The sequence below is a fragment of the Ectothiorhodospiraceae bacterium 2226 genome (assembly GCA_013348725.1).
Taxonomy (GTDB): Bacteria; Pseudomonadota; Gammaproteobacteria.
Map to the genome: position 1 here is coordinate 874,243 of CP054689.1, position 20,424 is coordinate 894,666.

Here is a 20,424-nt window from a genome sequence, read left to right on the forward strand (position 1 = left end):
GGGGCTACCGGATCTTCAGACTCGCCAGGCCGATCAGCACCAGAATCACGGTGACGATCCAGAAACGTACGATGACCCGCGGTTCGGGCCAGCCCTTCAACTCGAAGTGATGGTGCAGCGGCGCCATGCGGAAAATGCGCCGCCCGGTCAGCTTGTACGAGGCGACCTGCAGGATGACCGACACGGTCTCCATCACGAACACGCCGCCCATGATGAGCAGCACCAACTCCTGGCGCGTCGCCACCGCCACCAGCCCCAGCGCCGCACCGAGCGCGAGGGCGCCCATGTCGCCCATGAATACCTGCGCCGGGTAGGTGTTGAACCACAGAAAACCGAGCCCCGCGCCGACCAGCGCGCCGCAGAACACCACCAGCTCACCCACCCCCGGCACGTGCGGGATACCGAGGTAGTTGGCGAAGTGGGCATGCCCGGAGGCATAAGCGAAGATGCCGAGCGCGCCCGCCACCAGCACCGCCGGCATGATGGCCAGCCCGTCCAGCCCGTCGGTGAGGTTCACAGCGTTGCTGGAGCCGACGATCACGAGGTAGGCAAGCAGGACGAAGGCGGGGCCGAGGTCGATCACCGCGTGCTTGAGGAACGGCACGATGAACTGGGTCTCGACCGGCGTCTGCGCGGTGTAATAAAGAATGATCGCCGCGCCGAAGCCGAGCACCGACTGCCACAGGTACTTGTAGCGCGCGGCCAAGCCGCGGCTGTCGCCCAGCACCAGCTTCTTGTAGTCGTCGTACCAGCCGATCACGCCGAACGCCAGGGTGGTAAGCAGCACCACCCAGGTGTAGCGGCTGGTGAGATCGGCCCACAGCAGCGTGCCAACGGCGATCGCCACCAGGATCATGGCGCCGCCCATGGTGGGCGTACCCGCCTTGGCCAAGTGGCTGGCGGGGCCGTCGTCACGCACGTTCTGGCCGATCTGATGGCGGATCAGCCGGCGGATCATGTAGGGGCCGAAGGCCAGCGAGATGACCAGCGCGGTGAGAATGCCCAGGATGGCGCGCAGCGTGAGGTACTGGAACACCGTGAAGCCGGTGTGGAACTGGGCCAGGTATTGGGTGAGTGCGTACAGCATCAGCGCGCCTCCCCCTCGGGCAACAGCGCCTCGACCACACGCTCCATGGCCATGCTGCGCGAACCCTTCACCAACACCGTGACCTCCGGCGCCAGCGCGGCGCGCAGTGCCTCGGCGAGCGCTTCCACGCTGGCGAAGTGCCGCCCGCCGGTGCCGAACGCGCGTGCCGCCGCTTCGGTGTGGCGTCCCACCGCGTACAGGCGCTCCACGCCCTGGTTGCGCGCGGCCTGCGCGGCCTGCACGTGCAGCGCCTCAGCCTCGGGGCCGAGTTCGCCCATGTCGCCGAGGGCCAGGAACCGGCGCCCGGGCCGCTGCGCCAGGACCTCCAGCGCCGCCTGCAGCGAGGCGGGATTGGCGTTGTAGGTGTCGTCGATGAGCCGTGCGCCGCGGTGACCGCGGCGCTGCTGCAGGCGCCCACGCACGCCCTGCAGGCCCTCCAGCCCGTGACGCACGTCGTCCAACGTGGCGCCCACCGCCAGGGCGGCGCAGGTCGCCGCCAGCATGTTCATCACGTTGTGACGGCCGGCGAGCGGCAGGGTCAGCTCCACGTGGCCGGCGGGGGTGCGCAGATTGACGCGGCTGCCCTCATCCACCGCGCGCCAGCTCGCCGTGACGTCGGCGCCCTCGTTCAGCCCGAAGGTGAGCATGCGCCGCCCGGCGTTCAGGCGCCGCCAGAGACCGCTGTAGCGGTCGTCGTGGTTGACGATGGCGGTGCCGCGCGCGGGCAGCCCTTCGTAGATCTCGGCCTTGGCCTGCGCGACACCCTCGATGCTGCCGAAGCCTTCGAGATGCGCGGGGCCGGCGTTGGTGATCAGCGCGGCGTCGGGCAGCGCCAGCCGCGTCAGGCGCGCGATCTCGCCGGGGTGGTTGGCGCCGAGCTCGATCACCGCGTAGCGGTGCGTGCGCCGCAGGCGCAGCAGCGTGAGCGGCACGCCGATGTCGTTGTTGAGGTTGCCCTCGGTGTACAGCACCGCGCCGCGGCGCGCCAGGATGGTCGCGGTCATCTCCTTGACCGTCGTTTTCCCGTTGCTGCCGGTGATCGCCACCAGCGGCAGGCTGAATTGCTCGCGCCAGGCCTGCGCCAGCGTTTGCAGGGCCTTGAGGGTATCGGGCACCACCAACTGGGCGAGCGCGGTGTCCTGCGCGCGCTCCACCACGGCCGCCACGGCACCGGCGGCGGCGGCCTGCTCCAGGTAGTCGTGCGCATCGAAGCGCGGGCCGCGCAACGCGACGAACAGCGCGCCCGCGCTGAGCCGGCGACCGTCGGTACTCACGTCGCTGAACACCTGCTCGGGCCGACCGCGCAGCTCGGCCCCCAGCACATGCGCGGCGCGCTCCAAGTTCCACATGGCGTGCGTGGGACTCATAGCTGCGCCCCCTCGCCTTGCAGCAGGCGGGCGACCCATTCGCGATCGCTGTACGGCAGGCAGGCCTCGCGGATCTGCTGATAGGTCTCGTGACCCTTGCCGGCCACGAGCACCAGGTCGGCGGGTTTGGCGCAGCCGACGGCGTGCGCGATGGCGCTGGGGCGGTCGCGCCGCACGTAGACGGCGTCCGGCTTGTCGATGCCGGTCAGGATGTCTTCGATGATCTGATACGGATCCTCGCCGCGCGGGTTGTCGTCGGTGATCACGACGTGGTCCGCCAGGCGCTCGGCAGCACGGCCCATGGGGGCGCGCTTGCCCCGGTCGCGCTCGCCGCCGCAGCCGAACACGCACCACAGCCGCCCGCCGCAATGCTCGCGCAGGGCGCGCAGCACCTGTTCGAGGGCATCCGGCGTATGCGCGTAGTCCACCACCACCGCGGGACGGCCGGCGGCCTCGAAGCGCTCGGTGCGCCCCGGCACGCCATGCGTTGCGGCCAAGCGCGCCACCGCCTCGCGGAAGGGCACCCCCAGCGACACCAGGGCGCCGAGCGCCGCCAGCAGATTGCCGGCGTTGAAGCGGCCGAACACCGCCGCCTCGAGCTCGGCACTGCCCCAGCTGCTCTCCAGCTGCAGGCGCAGGCCGGCGGGGCGCGGCTCGACGCGGTGGGCGAGGATGAAGTCGCCGCCCGCCCCGAGCTGGGTCGGCTGCGTCCCGTAGGCGATCAGGCGCACGTCGGGGGCGAGGCCCGCCGCATAGGCGCGGCCGTGGGCATCGTCCATATTGATCACCGCCGCGCGCAGCCCCGGCGTGGCGAACAGGCGCGCCTTGGCCGCGGCGTAGCGGTCCATGTCACCGTGGTAATCGAGGTGGTCGCGCGAGAGGTTGGTGAACACCGCGGTATGGAAGTGCACCGCGTTCACGCGCCCCTGGTCCAAACCGTGCGAGGAGACCTCCATCACCGCGGCCGGTGCCCCCGCGTCGCGAAACCCCGCCAGGGCGGCCTGCACGGCCAGGGCGTCGGGGGTGGTGTGGCTCGCCGCGCCGAGCGCGCCGTACAGCCCGCTGCCGATCGTGCCCAGCACCCCGCAGGGCTGTTCGCCGGCGAGCGCCTGCGCGATGAAATGGGCGGTCGAGGTCTTGCCGTTGGTGCCGGTCACGCCCACCACCTGCAGCGCGGCCGACGGGTCATGATGGAAGCGGGCCGCTATCGTGCCGGCATGCTGCGACAGCGCCGGGACCGGAATGCACGGCACCCCGCGCCACAGCGTGGGCAGTTCGTGCGCGTCGCCCTCCGGCTCCCACACCACCGCGGCGGCACCGGCCTCCACGGCGGCCGAGATAAAGGCCTTGCCGTGCACCCGCCGGCCGGCGAGCGCGACAAACAGCTCGTCCCGGCGCAGCTGCCGATGGTCGAGCGCCAGGCCCTTGATGTCGCGGTTCCAGGCCGCATCCACGGATGCCAGCCCCGCCAGCAGCTCCGCCAGCGGGCGCCCGGGGTGACGGCGTGCCAATGCACTCATCGCTTGTTCTCCTGTGGGAGCCGCGCGGCTCGGACCGAGGGGTCGGTCTGAGCCATCACACGCCCGCCCAGCGAGGGCAGGTCGTCGGGCGGCACGTCCAGCAGGCGCAGGGCGTCGGCCATCACCGTTCCGAACACGGGGGCCGCCACCCGGCCCCCGTAGTACTCGTCGCCGCGCGGCTCATCGATCATCACCACCATTACGAGCCGCGGATCGCTCACCGGCGCGAAACCGGCGAACAATGACACGTAGCGGTCTTCCGCATAGCCGCCCGGCTGGGCCTTCTTGGCCGTGCCGGTCTTGCCCGCCACGCGGTAGCCGCGCACGCGCGCCAAGGTCGCGGTGCCGCCTTGATCGTGCACCGCGCCCTCCAGCATCGCGCGCACCAGCTGCGCGGTATGGGGGGCCATGGCCTGACGGCGCAGGATCTCCCGCTCGCGTCCGTTGCCCGTAATGAACGTGGCAGGCAGCCACGAGCCATCGCCGGCCAGGGCCAGGTAACCCTGCGCCAATTGCAGGGCGTTCACCGAGAGGCCGTAACCGAACGACAGCGTGGCGCGCTCCACGTCACTCCAGCGGCTTTGGAACACCAGCTGACCCGCCGCCTCGCCGGGGAAGCCGCTGCCGCTGGGCTCACCGAACCCCAACCGGCTGTACATCCCCCACAACGCGTCGGGCGGCATGCCGAGAGCCAGTTTGCTGGCGCCGACGTTGCTGGATTTCTGCACCAATGCCGCGGCGTCTATGACGCCATAGTTGCGGATGTCGCGCACGGTCGCCCGTCCCACTCGGAGCACGCCGGGGGCGGTGTTGATGCGACTGTCGGGTGAGATGGTGCCCGCCTCCAGGGCGGCGGCCACCGTGAATGGCTTCACGGTCGAGCCCGGCTCGAAGGCGTCGGTCACCGCCCGGTTGCGCAGCCGCTCGGACCCGAGATCGCGCCGGTTGTTGGGGTTGTAGCTGGGCTGGTTGACCATGGCCAGCACCTCGGCCGTGCGCGCATCGAGGATCACCACGGAGCCCGCCACCGCCTGATGTTCCTGCACTGCGCTCTCCAGCGCCCGGTGGGCGAGGTACTGCAGCCGCCGGTCCAGGGTGAGCGCGAGGTCCTTGCCCGGGCGCGGCTCGCGAATGCTCTCCACGTTCTCCACGATGCGGCCGAGGCGGTCGCGGATCACGCGCTTACTGCCGGCGGTGCCGCGCAGCCACTGCTCGTAGGCGAGCTCGATGCCCTCCTGACCCACGTCGTCGATGTTGGTGAAGCCGAGCACGTGCGCGGTGACCGGCCCGCCCGGGTAGTAGCGGCGGTACTCGCGCTGCAGCGCCACGCCCGGCAGCCCCAGCGCGGTGGCGCGCGCCGCCACCTCCGGGGGGAGCTGACGACGCAGGTACATGAACTGGCGATCGTGGCGGGCCTCCACCTGCTGCGCCAAGCGCTGGGGGTCGAGGTCCAGGACCTGCGCCAGCTCCGGCAGACGCTCGCGCGCGGCGAGCAGCGCCTGCGGGTTGGCCCACACGGCGTCGACCGGCGTACTGATGGCCAGCGGTTCGCCGTAACGGTCGGTGATCATGCCGCGGTGCGCCGGCACCGACACCACCCGCAGGTGGCGCGCCTCGCCCTCCCCGCGCAGAAACTCGTGATTGAACACGTGCAGATCGACCATGCGCCACAGCAACACGCCGGCCCCCGCCAGCAGCAGGACATAGACCAGGCCGAGGCGGAGCGTCGAGGCGGGGGCGGGCGTGGGCTGGCGGCTAGTCATGGGCGAGGATGACCACGTCGTCGGTCGGCGGCAGCGCCATACCCAGCTCCCCGGCGGCCAGGCGCTCCACGCGCCCGTGCGTTGCCCAGGTGCTCTGCTCGAGCTGCAGCTGACCCCACTCGATCTGCATCGCGTCGCGCTGACCCTGCAGTCCCTGCAACTCCACGAACAGCTTGCGGCTCTCGTGCTTGGACACCACGACGCCGACCGCGGAGGCGAGCACCGCGAGCAGCAGGATCAGGGGGACGAGGTAGGCGCGCATCACAGCTTCTCCGCCACGCGCAGCACCGCGCTGCGGGCGCGGGGGTTGTCCCGCACCTCGGCGTCGCGCGCGCGCTGGGCGCGGCCAAGGAGGCGCACCCGCGGCTGCAGGGCGCTGGCCGGCACCGGCAGGTCGGGCGGGAAATGGTCGCCGCGCGCCTCGTCCTGCAGGAAGCGCTTCACCAGCCGGTCCTCCAGCGAATGGAAGCTGATCACGGCGAGGCGCCCGCCCGGCGCCAGCACCTCCAGCACGTGGCGCAGGAAGGTCTCGAGGTCGGCGAGTTCGCCGTTCACCTGGATGCGCAGGGCCTGGAAGGTGCGTGTGGCGGGGTCCTTGCTGCGTTCGCGGGTAGGCACGGCGGCGGCCACCAGTGCGGCCAGCTCCCGCGTGGTGGCCAGCGGCTGCTCGGCGCGGCGCTGCACGATGGCCCGCGCGATGCGGCCGGCATAGCGCTCCTCGCCATACTCGCGCAGCACGCGCGCGATCTCGGCCTGCTCGGCGGTGTTGAGCCACGCGGCGGCGCTTTGGCCGACGTCCGGATTCATGCGCATGTCGAGCGGGCCCTCGGCGCGGAAGCTGAAGCCGCGCTGGGCATCGTCGAGCTGGGGCGAAGAGACGCCGAGATCCAACAACACGCCGGTCACCTTGCCCTGCCAGCCGCGCGCCGCGACATAACGCGCGATGTCGGCGAAGCTGCCCTGCTCCACCGCGACCCGCGCATCGCCATCCCATTCGGCGCGTGCCGCGGCCACCGCCGCCGGATCCTTGTCGACCGCGAGCAGGCGTCCGTCGGGACCGAGGCGCCGCAGCACTTCGCGCGCGTGACCGCCGCGGCCATAGGTGCCGTCGATGTAGATGCCCTGCGCATGCACGCTGAGCGCCTCCAGCACCTCTTCCAGCAAAACCGGACGGTGCGTCAGTGTTGTCGTCATATCCCTGCGTTCCGACGGTGGTGATGAAGGAGCGTCCTGTCCCTTCCCCGCGCGGCCGTCCTTGCCCGCGTCTACTTCTTCTCCGCCGCGGCACATGCCGTCGCCACAGCGATGTCACAAGATCCCGTTAGATGGAGAGCGTCTCCAGCTCGGCCGGCAGCGCCTGCTCCGAGTCCTCGCTCAGCCAGGCCGTGCGCTGCTCGTTCCAGCGCTGCTCATCCCAGAGTTCGAACTTGTTCACCAGGCCCACCAGCACCACGCGCTTGTCGAGGCCGGCATACTCGCGCAGGCCCGGCGGCACGAGGATGCGCCCCGCGCCGTCCAGCTCGCACTCGGCCGCATGACCGATCAACAGGCCTTTCAGCCGCCGCGCCTGGGGGTTGAGGCTCGGCAGCTTCACCAGCTTGCGCTCGATCTCTTCGAATTCGGGCAGGGGGTAGAGCAACAGGCAGTGGCCGCCGTCGACGCTGACCGTGGCCACCAACTGGCCGGCGCACGCGTCCCCCAAGCGATCCCGGTACTTGCTCGGCATCGCCAGTCGGCCTTTCGCATCGAGATTGAGCGCATTGACGCCGCGGAACACGACCCCCCCTTGGTGTGGGACAGTTTCCCATCTTCTCCCACTTCATCCCACCTGGCGACACTATAGGGAGGCGCAAAGCACAGTGTCAAGGGAATAGGCCCGCGGCCGAGAGAAATTCTTTCTTTCGTGACAAGAACTTACCGCGCTCGCCTCGGAGCCGTTCCGGCCCCGACGAGCACACATAAAAACAAAAAGTTGCGGGATTAAGCTGAAGAAGAAGGTGAGATGTTGGGCCGGCGGGGTGCCGGAGCCCGGGCGGGATCAAAAAAGGGGGAGTCGGCCTGTAAGCCGGGTTCTGTCGAGGGCTGTCATTCCTCTGGGACGCGCGTCACCACGCGCCTCAAGCGACCTACCCGGGAACCGTGCGGACCACACGCGCTCCGAAGAGCTGTTCCCCTATTTGGTCTTGCTCCGGATGGGGTTTACCCTGCCACCGATGTTACCACCGGCGCGGTGCGCTCTTACCGCACCTTTTCACCCTTACCACCGCGCCCGAAGGCGCAGTTCGGCGGTATGTTTTCTGTGGCACTTTCCGTAGGCTCGCGCCTCCCAGGCGTTACCTGGCATCCTGTCCTGCGGAGCCCGGACTTTCCTCCACCGCCTCGCGGCGGCAGCGACCGCCCAGCCGACTCCCGCGACTATTATAAAGGACGTGGGCGCAATCCCCGCAGCAATTCTTCGCGTCACTGCGCCTTGAGCGCCAGCGCCGCATCGTAGAGCGCCTTGCGCGGCGCGTCGGTGATGCGCTGCGCGAGGGCCACCGCCTGCGCCACCGGCAGCTCCGCGGCCAGCGCCTCCAGGACGCGGCGCGCCTCGGCGGACAGCTCGCGGCGCGGGGGCGCCGGCGCGCCGGCCACCAGCAACACGAACTCGCCCTTCTGCTGATTGGCGTCGCCCTGAATCCAGTCGATCAAGGCGTCCAAGGTGCCGCTGCGTACCGTCTCGTAGCGCTTGGTCAACTCGCGCGCCACCACCGCCTCGCGCGCGCCGCCAAAGGCCTCGCGCATCGCCGCCAAGGTGTCGACCACGCGATGCGGCGCCTCGTAGAACACCAGGGTGCGCGGCTCCTCACGCAACGCCGCCAGATAGGCCGCCCGCGCGCCTGCCTTGGGAGGCAAGAATCCCTCGAAGGCGAAGCGGTCGGTGGGCAGTCCTGCGACGGACAGCGCCGCGATGAGCGCGCTCGGCCCCGGCACGGGCACTACCGTAAAGCCCGCTGCACGCGCCGCGCGTACCAGCGCGTAGCCGGGGTCGCTCACCAAGGGCGTGCCGGCGTCCGAGATCAGCGCCAGCGCCTGCCCCTCCCCCAGATGCCGGATCAGGCGCGGCACGGCCTGACGCTCGTTGTGCTCGTGCAGCGGCACGCAGCGCGTGGTCACCCCCAGATGCTGCAGCAAACGCGCGCTGTGACGCGTGTCCTCTGCCGCGATCAGGTCCACACCGGCCAACACCTCGCGCGCCCGCGCGCTGATATCGCCCAGGTTGCCGAGCGGCGTGGCAACCACGTAAAGCGTGGCCTTTTCAATTGACATGCCCGAACCTCGTCAAGATACTTGCCCGGGTGTTACCTACCCGCCCGAGTCCGATTGCTTCCATGATACGTCGCCTAATCACCGTCGGCGCACTGCTGTTGGCGCTCGCCGCCTGCGCGCCCCTCGAGAAAGCCCCACGCGAGCGCGAGGACCCGCTGCTCACGCCGCTCGCCGCCGAGGCGCGCACCCACGCCGAGCGCGGCGAACACGTGCCCGCCGCGCGCGCGTGGCTACGCGCCGCCGAGGAGCATCCCGACCACGCCGCGCTGTATCAACTGGAAGCGGGCGAGGCCCTACTGCGGGCCAGCGACGCGGCCAACGCCGCGCGTGTGCTGCGAGATGTGGACACCGCGGGTTTGGAACCGGCACAGCAGACGCGCTGGCGCGCCGCGGGGGCGCAGGCCGCGCTCGCGCTGCGCGACGCCGCCGAGGCGCGGCGCTGGGTGGAGCCCGAACCGGCCGACGACGCGGAGGCGCCGCTGCGCGCCCGCTATTACGAGCTGCGCGCCCGCGCCGCGCTGCTGGAGGGCGCGGTAGTGCCCGCGACCCGCGCGTGGATCGCGCGCGAGCCGCTGCTCGATGACGAGCGCGCCCGCCGCGCCAATCAGGAGCAGATCTGGCGCGCCCTGGCGCGCCTGCCCGAAGAGGAACTGCGCGCCGCGGCCGCCAGCCCGCGTTTCGAGCCGCCGCTGAGCGGTTGGCTGCAACTGGTCTACCTCGCCAAGACCTACGAACACGATCGCACCCGCGTGCGGGACCGCCTGCTGGAGTGGCGGGCGCTCAATCCCGATCACCCGGCGCACGACGCCTTTTTGCAGGCCATCCTGGAGCGCCATCAGGAGCTGGTGCGCCATCCCGAACGAGTGGCACTCCTGGTTCCGATGAGCGGCCGCCTCGCCGCCGTCGGGCACGCGGTGCGCGAGGGCTTCGTGGCCGCGTACTATCGGTTGCCGCCCGAGGAGCGCCCCGCGGTGCAGTTTTACGACACGGGCGCGGGGCCCACGACCATTGCCGCTCTGTATCGCCGCGCGGTCGATGAAGGCGCGGAGTTCGTGGTCGGACCGCTGGACCGCGACGCATTGACCACCCTGGTGCGGACCACCCGCCTCTCGGTGCCCACTCTCGCGCTCAACGTGTTGGACGCGGACGTGGCCAACCAGCCGAACCTGTACCAGTTCGGCCTGCCGCCTGAGGACGAGGCCCGCCAGGTGGCCGAGCGCGCCTGGCTCGACGGCCACAGCCGCGCGCTGGCCTTCTATCCGCAGACCGAACTCGGCCAGCGCCTGTACCGCGCGTTTGCGGAGCGCTGGGCGGAGCTCGGCGGGATGCTGCTCCACGGCGAGGGCTACGATGGCGACCAGAGTGACTACTCTGCAACGCTGCGCCGCGCGCTGCACCTGGACGCCAGCCGCCAGCGCCACCGCGAGTTGACGCAGTTCGTCGGCGCCAACCTGCAGTTCACGCCGCGCCGGCGTCAGGATGCCGATTTCGTGTTCCTGGCCGGCACTCCCCGCAACGGACGCCTGATGCGCCCGCAGCTGCGCTTCCACCACGCCGCCGACCTGCCGGTGTACGCCACCTCGCACGTGTTCAGCGGCCACCCCGAGCCCGAGGCGGACCGGGACATGGACGGCATCGTGTTCAGCGACATGCCCTGGCTGCTGGCCGGCGCGCGCGGCAGCGCGCGTGAGGACGGCCTCGGCCGCCCGCCCGCGCAAATCAACGGCCCGCTACAGCGCCTGTATGCGCTGGGCGCCGACGCCTTCGACCTGGTGCCGCTGGTCAAACCCTTGCAAAGCTATGCCTTCGAGCGCCATGCCGGCTATACCGGCTCGCTGCGCGTGGATGAACACCAGCGGGTACAGCGCCAAGTAAGCTGGGCGCGCTTTCAGCGCGGCCTGGTGCGCGTGATCGACGTCGAGCCCGCGCGCGCCGAGGCGCCGCCGGTGGCCATGGAATGAGTGGCGGCGCGCGCGAGCGCGGCCTGGCGGCCGAGACCACCGCCCTGCAATTTCTGGAGCGGCGCGGACTGCGGCTGGTCGAGCGCAACGCGCGCAGCGCGCGCGGCGAGATCGACCTGGTGATGGACGACAATGGCACGCTGGTGTTCGTCGAGGTGCGCTACCGTGCCAATCCCCGCTATGGCAGCGGCGCGGACAGCGTGGGGCGCATCAAACAGACGCGCCTGATCGCCGCCGCGCAGGCCTATCTGCAGCGCAGCGGCGCGCACCGGCGCCCCGCGCGCTTCGACGTGGTGTCCATCGGCCCGGCGGACGCCATCGACTGGATACCCGACGCCTTTCAGGCCTGACCCACACGCGCCGCGCGCGAAGGCAGAACCATGGACCTCCAAGCCCGCATCACCCGCCAGTTCGAAGACAGCATCGCCGCCAAACAGCGCGCGCTTGCCGCGCTCGCCGCGCCGCTGGCGGCCGCCACGCGCCTGCTGGCCGAGTGCCTGCGCGCCGACGGCAAGATACTATCCTGCGGCAACGGCGGCTCGGCCGGCGACGCGCAACACTTCTCCTCGGAGCTGTTGAACCGCTTCGAGCGCGAGCGCCCCGGTTTGGCCGCCATGGCGCTCACCACCGACACCTCCACACTCACCTCCATCGCCAACGACTACCACTACCGCGAGGTGTTCGCGAAGCAGGTGCGCGCGCTGGGCCGGCGCGGCGACGTCCTGCTCGCCATCAGCACCAGCGGAAACTCGGAGAACGTGCTGCACGCGGTGGCCGCGGCGCACGAAGTCGGGATGCGGGTGGTCGCGCTCAGCGGCCGCAACGGCGGCGCGCTCGCCACGGCGCTACGCGACGGCGACGCCGAGATTCGCGTCCCCGCCGACTCCACCGCGCGCGTGCAGGAGGTGCACCTGCTGTGCATCCACTGCCTGTGCGACGGCATCGACGCGGTCTTGTTCGGGGACGGCTAGGGAAGCTCTGATCGACTCAGTTATCCAGGATGGATGGACTTCAGACCCTCAGACCTACCCTAAAGAGCGGAAGCACCGGCCGGGCGACTGCCCGGCCGGTAACGATCATCAGACGGTTTAAAACTGCACCGCATCCTGCACGATCTCGTCCAGCAATTCTTCTACGGCGATCAGGGTGGCGCGCGACTTTTCGTCTTTGACGCGCGGCATGCGCTTGTAGCCGACATACACGGCATCGGGCTCGTCGGCCTTGACGTATACCGCGATCACATACGGGCAGAACACGATGTTGTGGATGTCCGCCGCCATGGTGTCGCGCGAGAGGGTGGCACTGCAGAACTCCAGCGCCTCGCCCTCGGTATACAGCGCCGCGCCGCCCACGTCGCCGCGCGTGCGCTCCAACATATTGCTGATGTAGGCGACGTTGTTCACCACCATGCCGCGGTCGGTGATACCCATTTCCACGAACTCGCGCACATCGGCAAAGCTGCTATCGGTGCGGTACACCACCATGAATTCGTCGTCGACCACCGGCTCGGCCGCAGTCGCCGGGACCGCCAGCGCGAACATCAGCATCGCCGCAGAAAAAAAACGCCACATGACAAGCTCTCCGTTGAAGGGATGAAGGAAACTCTGATCAATCAGAACTGCGTGTGCTTTTGAAGTCGACGCGCATGCGCATCGCGGCCCTCGTTAGCTTCAACAATAGCTTATCGGGCACAGGCGCGGCTAGCCTGCGAGCCCGGCCCACCACAGCCGCGCGCGCAGGCCCCAGCTGGTCGTGTAGCCGATCTCGGTGAAGCGAATATCGCCGGCGCCGTCCACCACGAAGCTCGCCGGCACGCCGCGGATCCCGTAGCGTGCGGCGATCCGCCCCTGGGGATCCACCACCACCGGATAGTCGATGCCCCGCTCCGCCATGAAGGCGCGCACCTCGGCGGCATCGCCCGATTGCATCGCCACGGTCAGCACGTTGTGATCGCGTGCCAGCCGCTCGATGGTACCGTGCTTGAGGTTACAGACGCCGCACCAGGTCGCCCAGAAATACACCAGCACCGGTTCGCCCTCGTATTGCGCGAGCGTGACCGGCTGGCCCGACAACGCGATACCGCTCACCGGCGGTGCACGGCCCGAGACCGTGTCGCGCTGCATGTAGGCACGGATGGCCACGATCACCAGCACGATGATCAGCACCTCCACGGTGAGTTTGAGCCAGAAGGGGCGTTTGCGTTTCGTCTCGGTCATGTCCTCGATCCTGTCTAGCCGGCGCGCAGCACAGTGAGCGGGCTGTGCGCCAATACGCCGCGCACCGCCCACAGGCCCGCCGCCGCCGCACCGGCCGCGCCCAGCACCCCGCCGAGCAGCGCCGGCCACAGCGTGAACTGGTACGGCAGGTCGAACAAGTGCTGCGCGAAGACGTAACCGATGCCGGCCGCCGCCAGGCCGCCCAGGGCGCCGGCCAGCAGGCCGAGCGCGGCGAACTCGGTGGCGTAGGCGGCCCACACCTGCGGGCGCCGCGCGCCCAGGGCGCGCAGCAGGGCCGCCTCGCGCCGCCGCTCTTCGTGCGTCGCCTGCACCGCGGCGAGCAGCACCAGGAGCCCGGTGCCGAGCGTGAAGGCGAACACGAACTGCACCGCGCGGGCGACCCGCTCCATGATGCCGCGCACGTGGGTCATGATGGCATCCACGTCCAGCACAGTGACGTTGGGGAACTGCCGGCTGAGCGCATTCAGCACCGCCTGGCGCTCGCGCGGCAGGTAGAAGCTGGTGATATAGCTCGCCGGATGCTCATCCAACAGCCCCGGCGGGGCGAGCACGAAGAAGTTGGGGCGGAACGAATCCCACTCCACGCTGCGCAGGCTCGCCACCGTCACTGCGACACGCTCGGCGCCGATCTGAAACTCCAAGCGGTCGCCCAGGCTGATATTGAGCGTCTCGGCCAGCCCCTCCTCCACCGAGACACGGTCGTCGTGGGTCTCCTCCAGCATCCACCAGCGGCCCGCCAGCACGCGGTTGTCGGGCGGCAGTTCGGCGGCCCACGAGAGGTTGAACTCGCGTTGCACGAGGCGGCGCGCGCGCGGCTCCTCGAAATCCTCCTCGCGCACCGGGGCGCCGTTTTGCGCCACCAGCCGCCCGCGTACCATGGGATAGAAGTGCGGCGCGCGGAGGCCCTCCTCGGCCAGGAAATCCTGCAGGGGGTCGACCTGGTCGGCCTGCACGTTGATCAGGAAGTGGTTGGGCGCACCGGGGGGCACCCGCGCCTGCCACTCGGCGAGCAGGTCCTCGCGCACTACGGTGAGCAACAGCAGCACCATGGCGCCGAGGCCCAGCGCCGCGATCTGCAGCGCGCTCGCCTGGCGCCGGCGCCCGATGTTGGCGAGCCCGAAGCGCCATACGCCCGGCAGGCGTTGCCCCAGCGGACGCACCAGGGCGACCAGCGCGGCGGCGCCGGCCCCGAGCAGCACCAGCGCGGCGACCGTGCCGGCCGCCACGTAGAGGGTCAGTTGCAGGTCGCGCGTCTGCCAGGCCATCAGCACCAACAGCGCGCCGGCGGCGGCGCCGTACACCAGCCCGGCGCCGAGCGGCAGACCGCCCACGTCCTGACGCAGCACCCGCGCCGGCGGCACCCGGCGCAGCGCCAGCACCGGCGGAAAGGCAAAGCCCGCCAGGGTCACCAGGCCGGTGCCGAGCCCGACCAGCGCGGGGACGATGCCCGGCGCGGGCAGATCGGCCGCCACCAGACCGGCGGCGATGTGCGCCAACAGCGCCTGCGCGCCGAAGGCGAGCAGCACCCCGACGGCGCAGGCGGCCAGCCCGAGCCACAGCAACTGCAACAAAAAAACCCGCGCGATGAAGCCCTGCCGCGCACCGAGGCAGCGCATCACCGCACTGGCGTCGAGGTTGCGCTCGCTGTAGCGCCGCACCGCGAGCGCGATCGCCGCACCGGCCAACACCACCGCCACCAAGGCCGCCAAGCCCAGGAACTGCTCGGCGCGGCCCATGGCCGCCTCCAGTTCCGGGCGCGCCTCGCGCACGCCCTGCAGGCGGTCGGCCTCGTGCAGGCGCGGCTCGACCCAATCGCGATAGGCCGCCACCGCGTCCGCTGGGCCGGCCAGCAGCAGGCGGTACTGCACCAGGCTGCCGGTCTGGATGAGTCCGGTGGCGTCGAGGTCCGCGCGATTGAACATCAGGCGCGGGGCGATGCTGAAGAGCTCCCCGGCACGGTCCGGCTCGTGCGCCAGCACGGCCTCGATGGTGAGCGCCTGCTCGCCGAGTTCCACCCGATCGCCCACCGCCAGGCCGAGCGCCTGCATCAGGCGCGCGTCGGCCCACGCATGACCGGGCGCGGGCGCGCCCTCGGCCGCCCGTTCGGGGCCGAACGGCGCCGCGGCCAGACGCAGCGTGCCGCGCAGCGGGTAGCCGCCGTCCACCGCTTTGGCCTCAGCGAGTTGGATACCCTGCGCGCCGACCACCACGCTGCGAAATTCCACCGCCTGGGCGTGGGCAAGACCCTGCGCCTCGGCCTGCGCGATGAGCGCCGCCGGGATGGGGCGCGGCGAGCCTACCACCAGATCGGCGGCCAGAAACTCCCCCGCCTGCGCGAGCAGGGCGCGCTCCACGCGGTCGGTAAACAGGCCCACCGCGGTCACCGCGGCCACCGCCACCGCCAGCGCCAGGGCCAGCACGCGCAGCTCGCCGGCGCGCCAGTCGCGCCGCAGCGAGCGCAGTGAAAAACGCAGCGCCGCCGTCACGACTGGCCGGCGATGCGGCCCGCCTCCAGACTCACGCGCCGATCGCAGCGCGCGGCCAGCGCCGCGTCGTGGGTCACCAGGATCAGCGTGCAGCCGGCCTCCTCGCGCAGCGCGAACATGAGTTCGATCACCCGCGCGCCGGTGCGCTCGTCGAGGTTGCCGGTCGGCTCGTCGGCGAACAGCACCTTGGGGCGCACCACGAAGGCCCGCGCCAGTGCCACGCGCTGCTGCTCACCGCCGGAGAGCTGTGCCGGGTAATGGCTCGCGCGCGCTTCCAGCCCCACGCGCGCGAGCAGTTCGCGCGCGGTGGCGCGCGCCTCCTCGCCGCGCAACTCGAGCGGCAGCATCACGTTCTCCAGCGCGGTGAGGGTAGGCAGCAGATGAAAGGACTGGAACACAAAGCCCACCAGGCGCGCGCGCAACTCGGCGCGCCCGTCCTCGTCCAATTCATCGAGGGCGATGCCGCCCAGCCACACCCGGCCGTGCGTCGGCGCATCGAGCCCCGCCAGCAAACCCAGCAGCGTGGACTTGCCCGAGCCGGAGGTGCCGACGATGGCCACCGCCTCGCCGGGCGCGACGGCTAGGCTGATATCATCGAGTATGGTCAGTCGCCCGCCGGGGCTGGCGACCGCTTTCGCCAGCGCCTCGGCGCGCACCAAGGGAGTCGTGTGAACCATGCGTCGTCTGCTTATCGTCGTGTTGTGGTTGGGCTGGTTGGTGGCACCGCCGGTCGGGGCGGACGAGCCGCCGGTCATCCTGGTGCTGGGCGACAGCCTGAGCGCCGCGTACGGCATGGACACCGCGCGTGCCTGGCCGCAGCTGCTGCAGGCCCGCCTGCGCGCCGAAGGCTACCCGCACCGGGTCATCAACCTCAGCGTGAGCGGCGAGACCACCCAGGGCGGCCTGGCGCGCCTGCCGCAAGCGCTGGCCGAACACCGCCCGCGGCTGGTGGTGCTGCAACTCGGGGGCAACGACGGTCTGCGCGGACTTCCGGTGGAGGCGATGCGCGACAATCTGGCGCGAATGATCGCCGACAGCCGCAGCGCGGGCGCCGACGTCCTGCTGGTCGGGGTTCGCTTGCCGCCCAATTATGGCATGACCTACACCCAGCGGTTCCATAACGTCTACGTAGACTTGGCCGAGCAGGTCGGGGTTCCGCTGGTGCCCTTCATCCTGGAGGGAGTGGCGGGACGCATCGACATGATGCAACACGACGGCGTGCACCCTACCCCGGCGGCACAACCGCAAGTGCTGAACAACGTGTGGCCCCACCTCGAACCGCTGCTCGCGCCCGCCGCAACCTCCAGCCGCTCCTGACAGCCGCGGCGCCATCGGTCGCCACGCAGGCCGGCTCCAGCCGCGTGGACTATCCTCTGAAGTAGCCGCGGCCCACTTGGGCCGCCCAACGATTCAAGGACGAACGGAGGGTATATGGCGAACAAGCGAGTGAATACCAAGCTGAGTACCTTGGCTGCGGCCGCGCTGGCGCTGGCGATTGCCGCGCCGGGCGCGCACGCGTTCGGCACCGGCGGCTACGTGATCGGTAGCCTCGGCAGCACCGACATCGACGAGGGCGGTGAGTCCGACTTCGGCAGCGAGACCAGCTACAAGGGCGCGGTCGGTGTCAGCATCGCCAACTCGCTCGCGGTGGAGGTCGGCTACACCCGGCTCGGGCGCTTCGATGCCCGCGGCCGACCCGATGCCAATGCGCGCGTGGACGGCGTTCAGGTCGCGCTGCTCGCGGGCGCGCCCGTGGGTCCGGTGACCCTGTTCGGCAAGGCCGGTTTCTACCACTGGGACTCGCGTGTACGCGGCGAGGACTTCGATCCCGGCGACGTCGACGGCACCGACGTGATGTACGGCGCGGGTGTGCAGTTCACCCTGCCGACGCCGGTCGGCGTGCTGCTGCGCGCCGAGTACGAGCGCTTCGACAATGTGCTCGGCACGCGCGCCGACATGATGTCGGTGGGCGTGGGGGTACACTTCTAACCCGCCGGCCCGCGGCCGGCAGCGGCCGCGGGCTTTTTACCACCTCTGTGGCGCAGGCGGCGGCCCCGTTTCTTGACCGCCGCCTTTTTTAACGGCCATCAATCCAGACCGAAGCTGAGCTTCACCCCGTCGATCACGAACTGCACGGCCATCGCCACCAGGATCAGGCCCAGCAGGCGGCTGACCACGTTGGTGCCCGTCTCGCCCAGCACGCGGGCGATGTGACGCGCCGCGAGCAGCGACACCAGCGTCATGCCGAGCACCAGCAGCAGCACCCCCAACATGGCGACCATCAGCAGCGGTTCGCGCTGCGTGCCCTGCATGAGCAGCACGGTCGTCATCGCCCCCGGCCCCGCGATCAGCGGGAAGGCGAGCGGGAACACCGAGATGTCCTCCTTGTGCCCCGCCTCCAGGCGCTCGCGCACGGTGGTGGAGCGCAGCCCCGATTGGCGCGCGAACATCATGTCGATGGCGATCAGCCCGAGCAGTATGCCGCCGGCGATGCGAAACGCGGGCATGGTGATGCCCACGACGTCGAGCAGCAGCGTGCCCACGAAGAAGAAGGCGAGCAGGATGCCCGTCGACAGGGCGACGGCGCGCAGCGCCATGCGCCGGCGCCACGCATCATCGCCGTAGGGCGTCAGGGCGACGAAGATGGCCGCGGTGCCGATCGGATCGAGCACCACGAACAGCACGACGAAAGTGGAGATCAGCAGTTCGAGCACGCGTCACATTATCCGCCACGTGGGGCGTAAAGGGCAGCGCGCGTGCGCGCCGAACGCGTAAGCCTGCTGACCTCGAAGCCTGCTAGTGCAGGCTACCGAGGCTCCCCTGCAGTTCGATCAGGCGCTCGCGCAGCGCCTCGGCCGGGGGCGCGCCGGGAGCCAACTCAAGGTAGCGGCGGTAGTCGGCCACCGCCGCCGTGGTGCATTCCAGGCGCTCGTACAGGCGCCCGCGCTGCAGCCACTCCTCGGCCAGGTGCGGCGCCAGCCACAGAATGCGTTGGCTGACGCGCAGCGCCTGCTCCCAGTCCTCCTGGCGCACGAAGCCGCTCTTGAGGTTGCGCAGCACGCGCACCAGGATGTCGCGCTTGGCCGCCGCGCTCAGCAGACGGGCGAGCGGCGTGGCGGGCATGCGCGAGCCGTACAGCTGGCCGAGCAGCGCGTGCAGTTCATCCTCGGTGAGCGACACTCCGCCGGTATACGGATCGAGCACGATGCTGCCGCCGTGCAGCGGCAGCTTGACGAGGAAGTGGCCCGGAAACGACACGCCCTGCAGGTCCAATCCGAGGTGCGCACCCACCTCCATGTAGAGGATGGACAGCGTGATGGGCTGGCCGCGCTTGCGCTCCAGCACCTCGCTCAGCAGGCTGTTGCGCGGATCGTAGTAATTCTCGTCGTTGCCGCGAAAACCCTGCTCGTCGAACAGGTAGTGATTGAGCGCCTCGATGCGGTCACCCATGGTCGCCTCGGGCGCGCACAGCGCGCGCGCCCCGTCGGTGAGCGCACGCAGGCGCGCGAGGTAGTACGGCACGTCGAGGTCGTCGACGAAATCCTCCGCCAGCAGCAGGGCAGCCTCGGCCAGATTGATCTGCGCCTCGGGCAGGCGCAGCAGGGCTTCCAGGCGTTCTCGATTCGAAGTCTTGGTCATGATGTTCTTCTAGCTTGCGCGCGCGGCCGCGGCGCTGCGGCGCGCATCAGGTGGTGTCGGCGGCCCCGGCGAATTCTGCCACCACGCGGGTCCAGGCGCGCCCGATATTCTCCAGGTTGTAGCCGCCTCCCCCCAGGGCCAGCAGCCGACCTTGGCTGTACCTGTCGGCCAGCGCGCCTAAACGCCTCGCCGCCAGCGCGTGCGTGGCGGCGGTGTAGCGCAACTGCGCGAGCGGATCGCCCGCCAGGCCATCAGCGCCGCACTGCCAGATGATGAACTCGGGCCGCGCCTCGTGCAGCAGCGCCTCGACCGCCGGCCATGCTGCCTCGAAGGCGGCATCGTCGGCGCCAGGCGGGAGGGCGATATTCAGCTTGCGCCCGGCCGCCGGTCCCCGCCCCCGCTCAGCGGGCGCGCCGGTACCCGGGTAGAGAAACCGGCCGTCCTCATGCACGTCGGCGATCCACAGGTCGGCATCCTGCTCGTAGGTGTAGAACACACCGTCCCCATGATGGACGTCGATATCCACATACGCCGCGCGCTGGATCCCATATTCGGCCCGCAGGACCTCGATGGCGACACCGCAGTCGTTGAACACACAGAAGCCCGCGGCCGCATCGGGGCGTGCGTGATGCAGACCCGCGATCGGCACGAAGGCGCGGCGGCAGCGCCCGGCCATGATGGCGTGCAGCGCGGCGAGCGTCGTGCCCACCACGGTAGCCGCCGCCTCGTACATGCCGGGCCAGGCGGGCGTGTCGCCCTGGTCAAGGAAGCCGTGGCCGAGCCGCGACAGGGCGCGCACGCGGGCCAGGTACGGGCGGGTGTGAAAGCGCAGGATCGCCGCCTCGTCGGCCTGCACCGGCGCGCACACGCGCACGCGCTCACGCAGCCCGGCGCGCTCGAAGGCCGCTTCGAAGGCGGCCAGCCGGCCCGGACCGAACGGATGCCCGCCGGGAAAGCCGTAGCGGCCAAGCGCCGCGCCGCTATATACGCGCACCTGCTCCATGACATGGCTCCCTTCGGAGACTCCCGACACACTCATCGCGACTTTCTTCAGC

At 70.5% G+C, this 20,424-nt stretch carries 20 protein-coding genes and 1 other RNA gene; 5 read left to right on the plus strand and 16 right to left on the minus strand.

What is annotated here, in order from left to right; all coding sequences use genetic code 11:
* Positions 1-4 precede the first annotated feature (4 nt).
* The 9 genes from HUS23_04115 to rsmI form a co-directional block, all read right to left on the minus strand.
* On the minus strand, positions 5-1,087 hold the full coding sequence (locus HUS23_04115) for a phospho-N-acetylmuramoyl-pentapeptide-transferase (GenBank protein ID QKT03049.1): 1,083 nt from the start codon (positions 1,085-1,087) through the stop codon (positions 5-7).
* On the minus strand, positions 1,087-2,436 hold the full coding sequence (locus HUS23_04120; protein QKT04963.1) for a UDP-N-acetylmuramoyl-tripeptide--D-alanyl-D-alanine ligase: 1,350 nt from the start codon (positions 2,434-2,436) through the stop codon (positions 1,087-1,089). Before HUS23_04120 ends, HUS23_04115 begins: the two co-directional genes overlap by 1 nt.
* Before the next feature lie 14 nt (positions 2,437-2,450).
* Positions 2,451-3,974, minus strand: coding sequence for a UDP-N-acetylmuramoyl-L-alanyl-D-glutamate--2,6-diaminopimelate ligase (locus HUS23_04125; GenBank protein ID QKT03050.1), 1,524 nt, complete (start codon positions 3,972-3,974; stop codon positions 2,451-2,453).
* Positions 3,971-5,737 (minus strand): penicillin-binding protein 2, encoded by a 1,767-nt coding sequence (locus HUS23_04130; protein QKT03051.1) that lies wholly within the window; start codon positions 5,735-5,737, stop codon positions 3,971-3,973. The genes HUS23_04125 and HUS23_04130 overlap by 4 nt, the downstream gene beginning before the upstream one ends.
* The gene (gene ftsL, locus HUS23_04135; GenBank protein ID QKT03052.1) at positions 5,730-5,999 is read right to left on the minus strand and encodes a cell division protein FtsL; all 270 of its coding nucleotides are present in this window, start codon (positions 5,997-5,999) and stop codon (positions 5,730-5,732) included. Before ftsL ends, HUS23_04130 begins: the two co-directional genes overlap by 8 nt.
* Positions 5,999-6,931, minus strand: a complete 933-nt coding sequence (gene rsmH / locus HUS23_04140; GenBank protein ID QKT03053.1) for a 16S rRNA (cytosine(1402)-N(4))-methyltransferase RsmH — start codon at positions 6,929-6,931, stop codon at positions 5,999-6,001. The genes ftsL and rsmH overlap by 1 nt, the downstream gene beginning before the upstream one ends.
* Before the next feature lie 127 nt (positions 6,932-7,058).
* Positions 7,059-7,514: a division/cell wall cluster transcriptional repressor MraZ gene (gene mraZ, locus HUS23_04145; GenBank protein ID QKT03054.1), complete on the minus strand. Its 456-nt coding sequence runs from the start codon at positions 7,512-7,514 to the stop codon at positions 7,059-7,061.
* Between the two features lie 268 nt (positions 7,515-7,782).
* Positions 7,783-8,147, minus strand: an RNA gene (rnpB, locus tag HUS23_04150) — RNase P RNA component class A.
* A 50-nt stretch (positions 8,148-8,197) separates the two neighbouring features.
* On the minus strand, positions 8,198-9,046 hold the full coding sequence (rsmI, locus tag HUS23_04155) for a 16S rRNA (cytidine(1402)-2'-O)-methyltransferase (GenBank protein QKT03055.1): 849 nt from the start codon (positions 9,044-9,046) through the stop codon (positions 8,198-8,200).
* 62 nt (positions 9,047-9,108) lie between these two features.
* Between rsmI and HUS23_04160 the strand changes: the two genes are divergently transcribed.
* Genes HUS23_04160 through HUS23_04170 form a run of 3 tightly spaced genes read left to right on the plus strand, consistent with a single transcriptional unit; the run spans position 9,109 to position 11,978 of the window.
* Complete coding sequence (locus HUS23_04160; protein QKT03056.1) at positions 9,109-11,007, plus strand: penicillin-binding protein activator; 1,899 nt, start codon at positions 9,109-9,111, stop codon at positions 11,005-11,007.
* On the plus strand, positions 11,004-11,357 hold the full coding sequence (locus tag HUS23_04165) for a YraN family protein (protein QKT03057.1): 354 nt from the start codon (positions 11,004-11,006) through the stop codon (positions 11,355-11,357). Before HUS23_04160 ends, HUS23_04165 begins: the two co-directional genes overlap by 4 nt.
* A 30-nt stretch (positions 11,358-11,387) precedes the next feature.
* Positions 11,388-11,978 carry a phosphoheptose isomerase gene (locus tag HUS23_04170; protein ID QKT03058.1) on the plus strand — a complete coding sequence of 197 codons (591 nt, stop codon included), beginning with the start codon at positions 11,388-11,390 and terminating at the stop codon, positions 11,976-11,978.
* Positions 11,979-12,095: 117 nt separating this feature from the next.
* Here the strand turns inward: HUS23_04170 and HUS23_04175 are convergent, their stop codons facing one another.
* The 4 genes from HUS23_04175 to HUS23_04190 all read right to left on the minus strand — a co-directional run bounded on the left by HUS23_04175 (position 12,096) and on the right by HUS23_04190 (position 16,524).
* Entirely contained in the window at positions 12,096-12,578 is a 483-nt protein-coding gene (locus tag HUS23_04175) for a DUF302 domain-containing protein (GenBank protein QKT03059.1), read from the minus strand.
* A gap of 129 nt (positions 12,579-12,707) precedes the next feature.
* Entirely contained in the window at positions 12,708-13,223 is a 516-nt protein-coding gene (locus HUS23_04180; GenBank protein ID QKT03060.1) for a protein disulfide oxidoreductase, read from the minus strand.
* Positions 13,224-13,237: 14 nt separating this feature from the next.
* Positions 13,238-15,730 carry an FtsX-like permease family protein gene (locus HUS23_04185; GenBank protein QKT03061.1) on the minus strand — a complete coding sequence of 831 codons (2,493 nt, stop codon included), beginning with the start codon at positions 15,728-15,730 and terminating at the stop codon, positions 13,238-13,240.
* Entirely contained in the window at positions 15,727-16,524 is a 798-nt protein-coding gene (locus HUS23_04190) for an ATP-binding cassette domain-containing protein (GenBank protein ID QKT03062.1), read from the minus strand. Before HUS23_04190 ends, HUS23_04185 begins: the two co-directional genes overlap by 4 nt.
* Between HUS23_04190 and HUS23_04195 the strand changes: the two genes are divergently transcribed.
* The gene (locus HUS23_04195; GenBank protein QKT03063.1) at positions 16,406-17,047 is read left to right on the plus strand and encodes an arylesterase; all 642 of its coding nucleotides are present in this window, start codon (positions 16,406-16,408) and stop codon (positions 17,045-17,047) included. The genes HUS23_04190 and HUS23_04195 overlap by 119 nt on opposite strands.
* Before the next feature lie 114 nt (positions 17,048-17,161).
* Positions 17,162-17,719 (plus strand): porin family protein, encoded by a 558-nt coding sequence (locus tag HUS23_04200; GenBank protein QKT03064.1) that lies wholly within the window; start codon positions 17,162-17,164, stop codon positions 17,717-17,719.
* Between the two features lie 98 nt (positions 17,720-17,817).
* Here HUS23_04200 and HUS23_04205 read toward each other — a convergent pair whose 3' ends face one another.
* From HUS23_04205 to HUS23_04215, 3 genes are all read right to left on the minus strand, one after another.
* Positions 17,818-18,444: an NAAT family transporter gene (locus HUS23_04205; protein ID QKT03065.1), complete on the minus strand. Its 627-nt coding sequence runs from the start codon at positions 18,442-18,444 to the stop codon at positions 17,818-17,820.
* A gap of 82 nt (positions 18,445-18,526) precedes the next feature.
* Positions 18,527-19,369, minus strand: coding sequence for a tetratricopeptide repeat protein (locus HUS23_04210; protein QKT03066.1), 843 nt, complete (start codon positions 19,367-19,369; stop codon positions 18,527-18,529).
* Between the two features lie 46 nt (positions 19,370-19,415).
* Positions 19,416-20,372 carry an acetoin utilization protein AcuC gene (locus HUS23_04215; protein ID QKT03067.1) on the minus strand — a complete coding sequence of 319 codons (957 nt, stop codon included), beginning with the start codon at positions 20,370-20,372 and terminating at the stop codon, positions 19,416-19,418.
* Positions 20,373-20,424 lie beyond the last annotated feature (52 nt).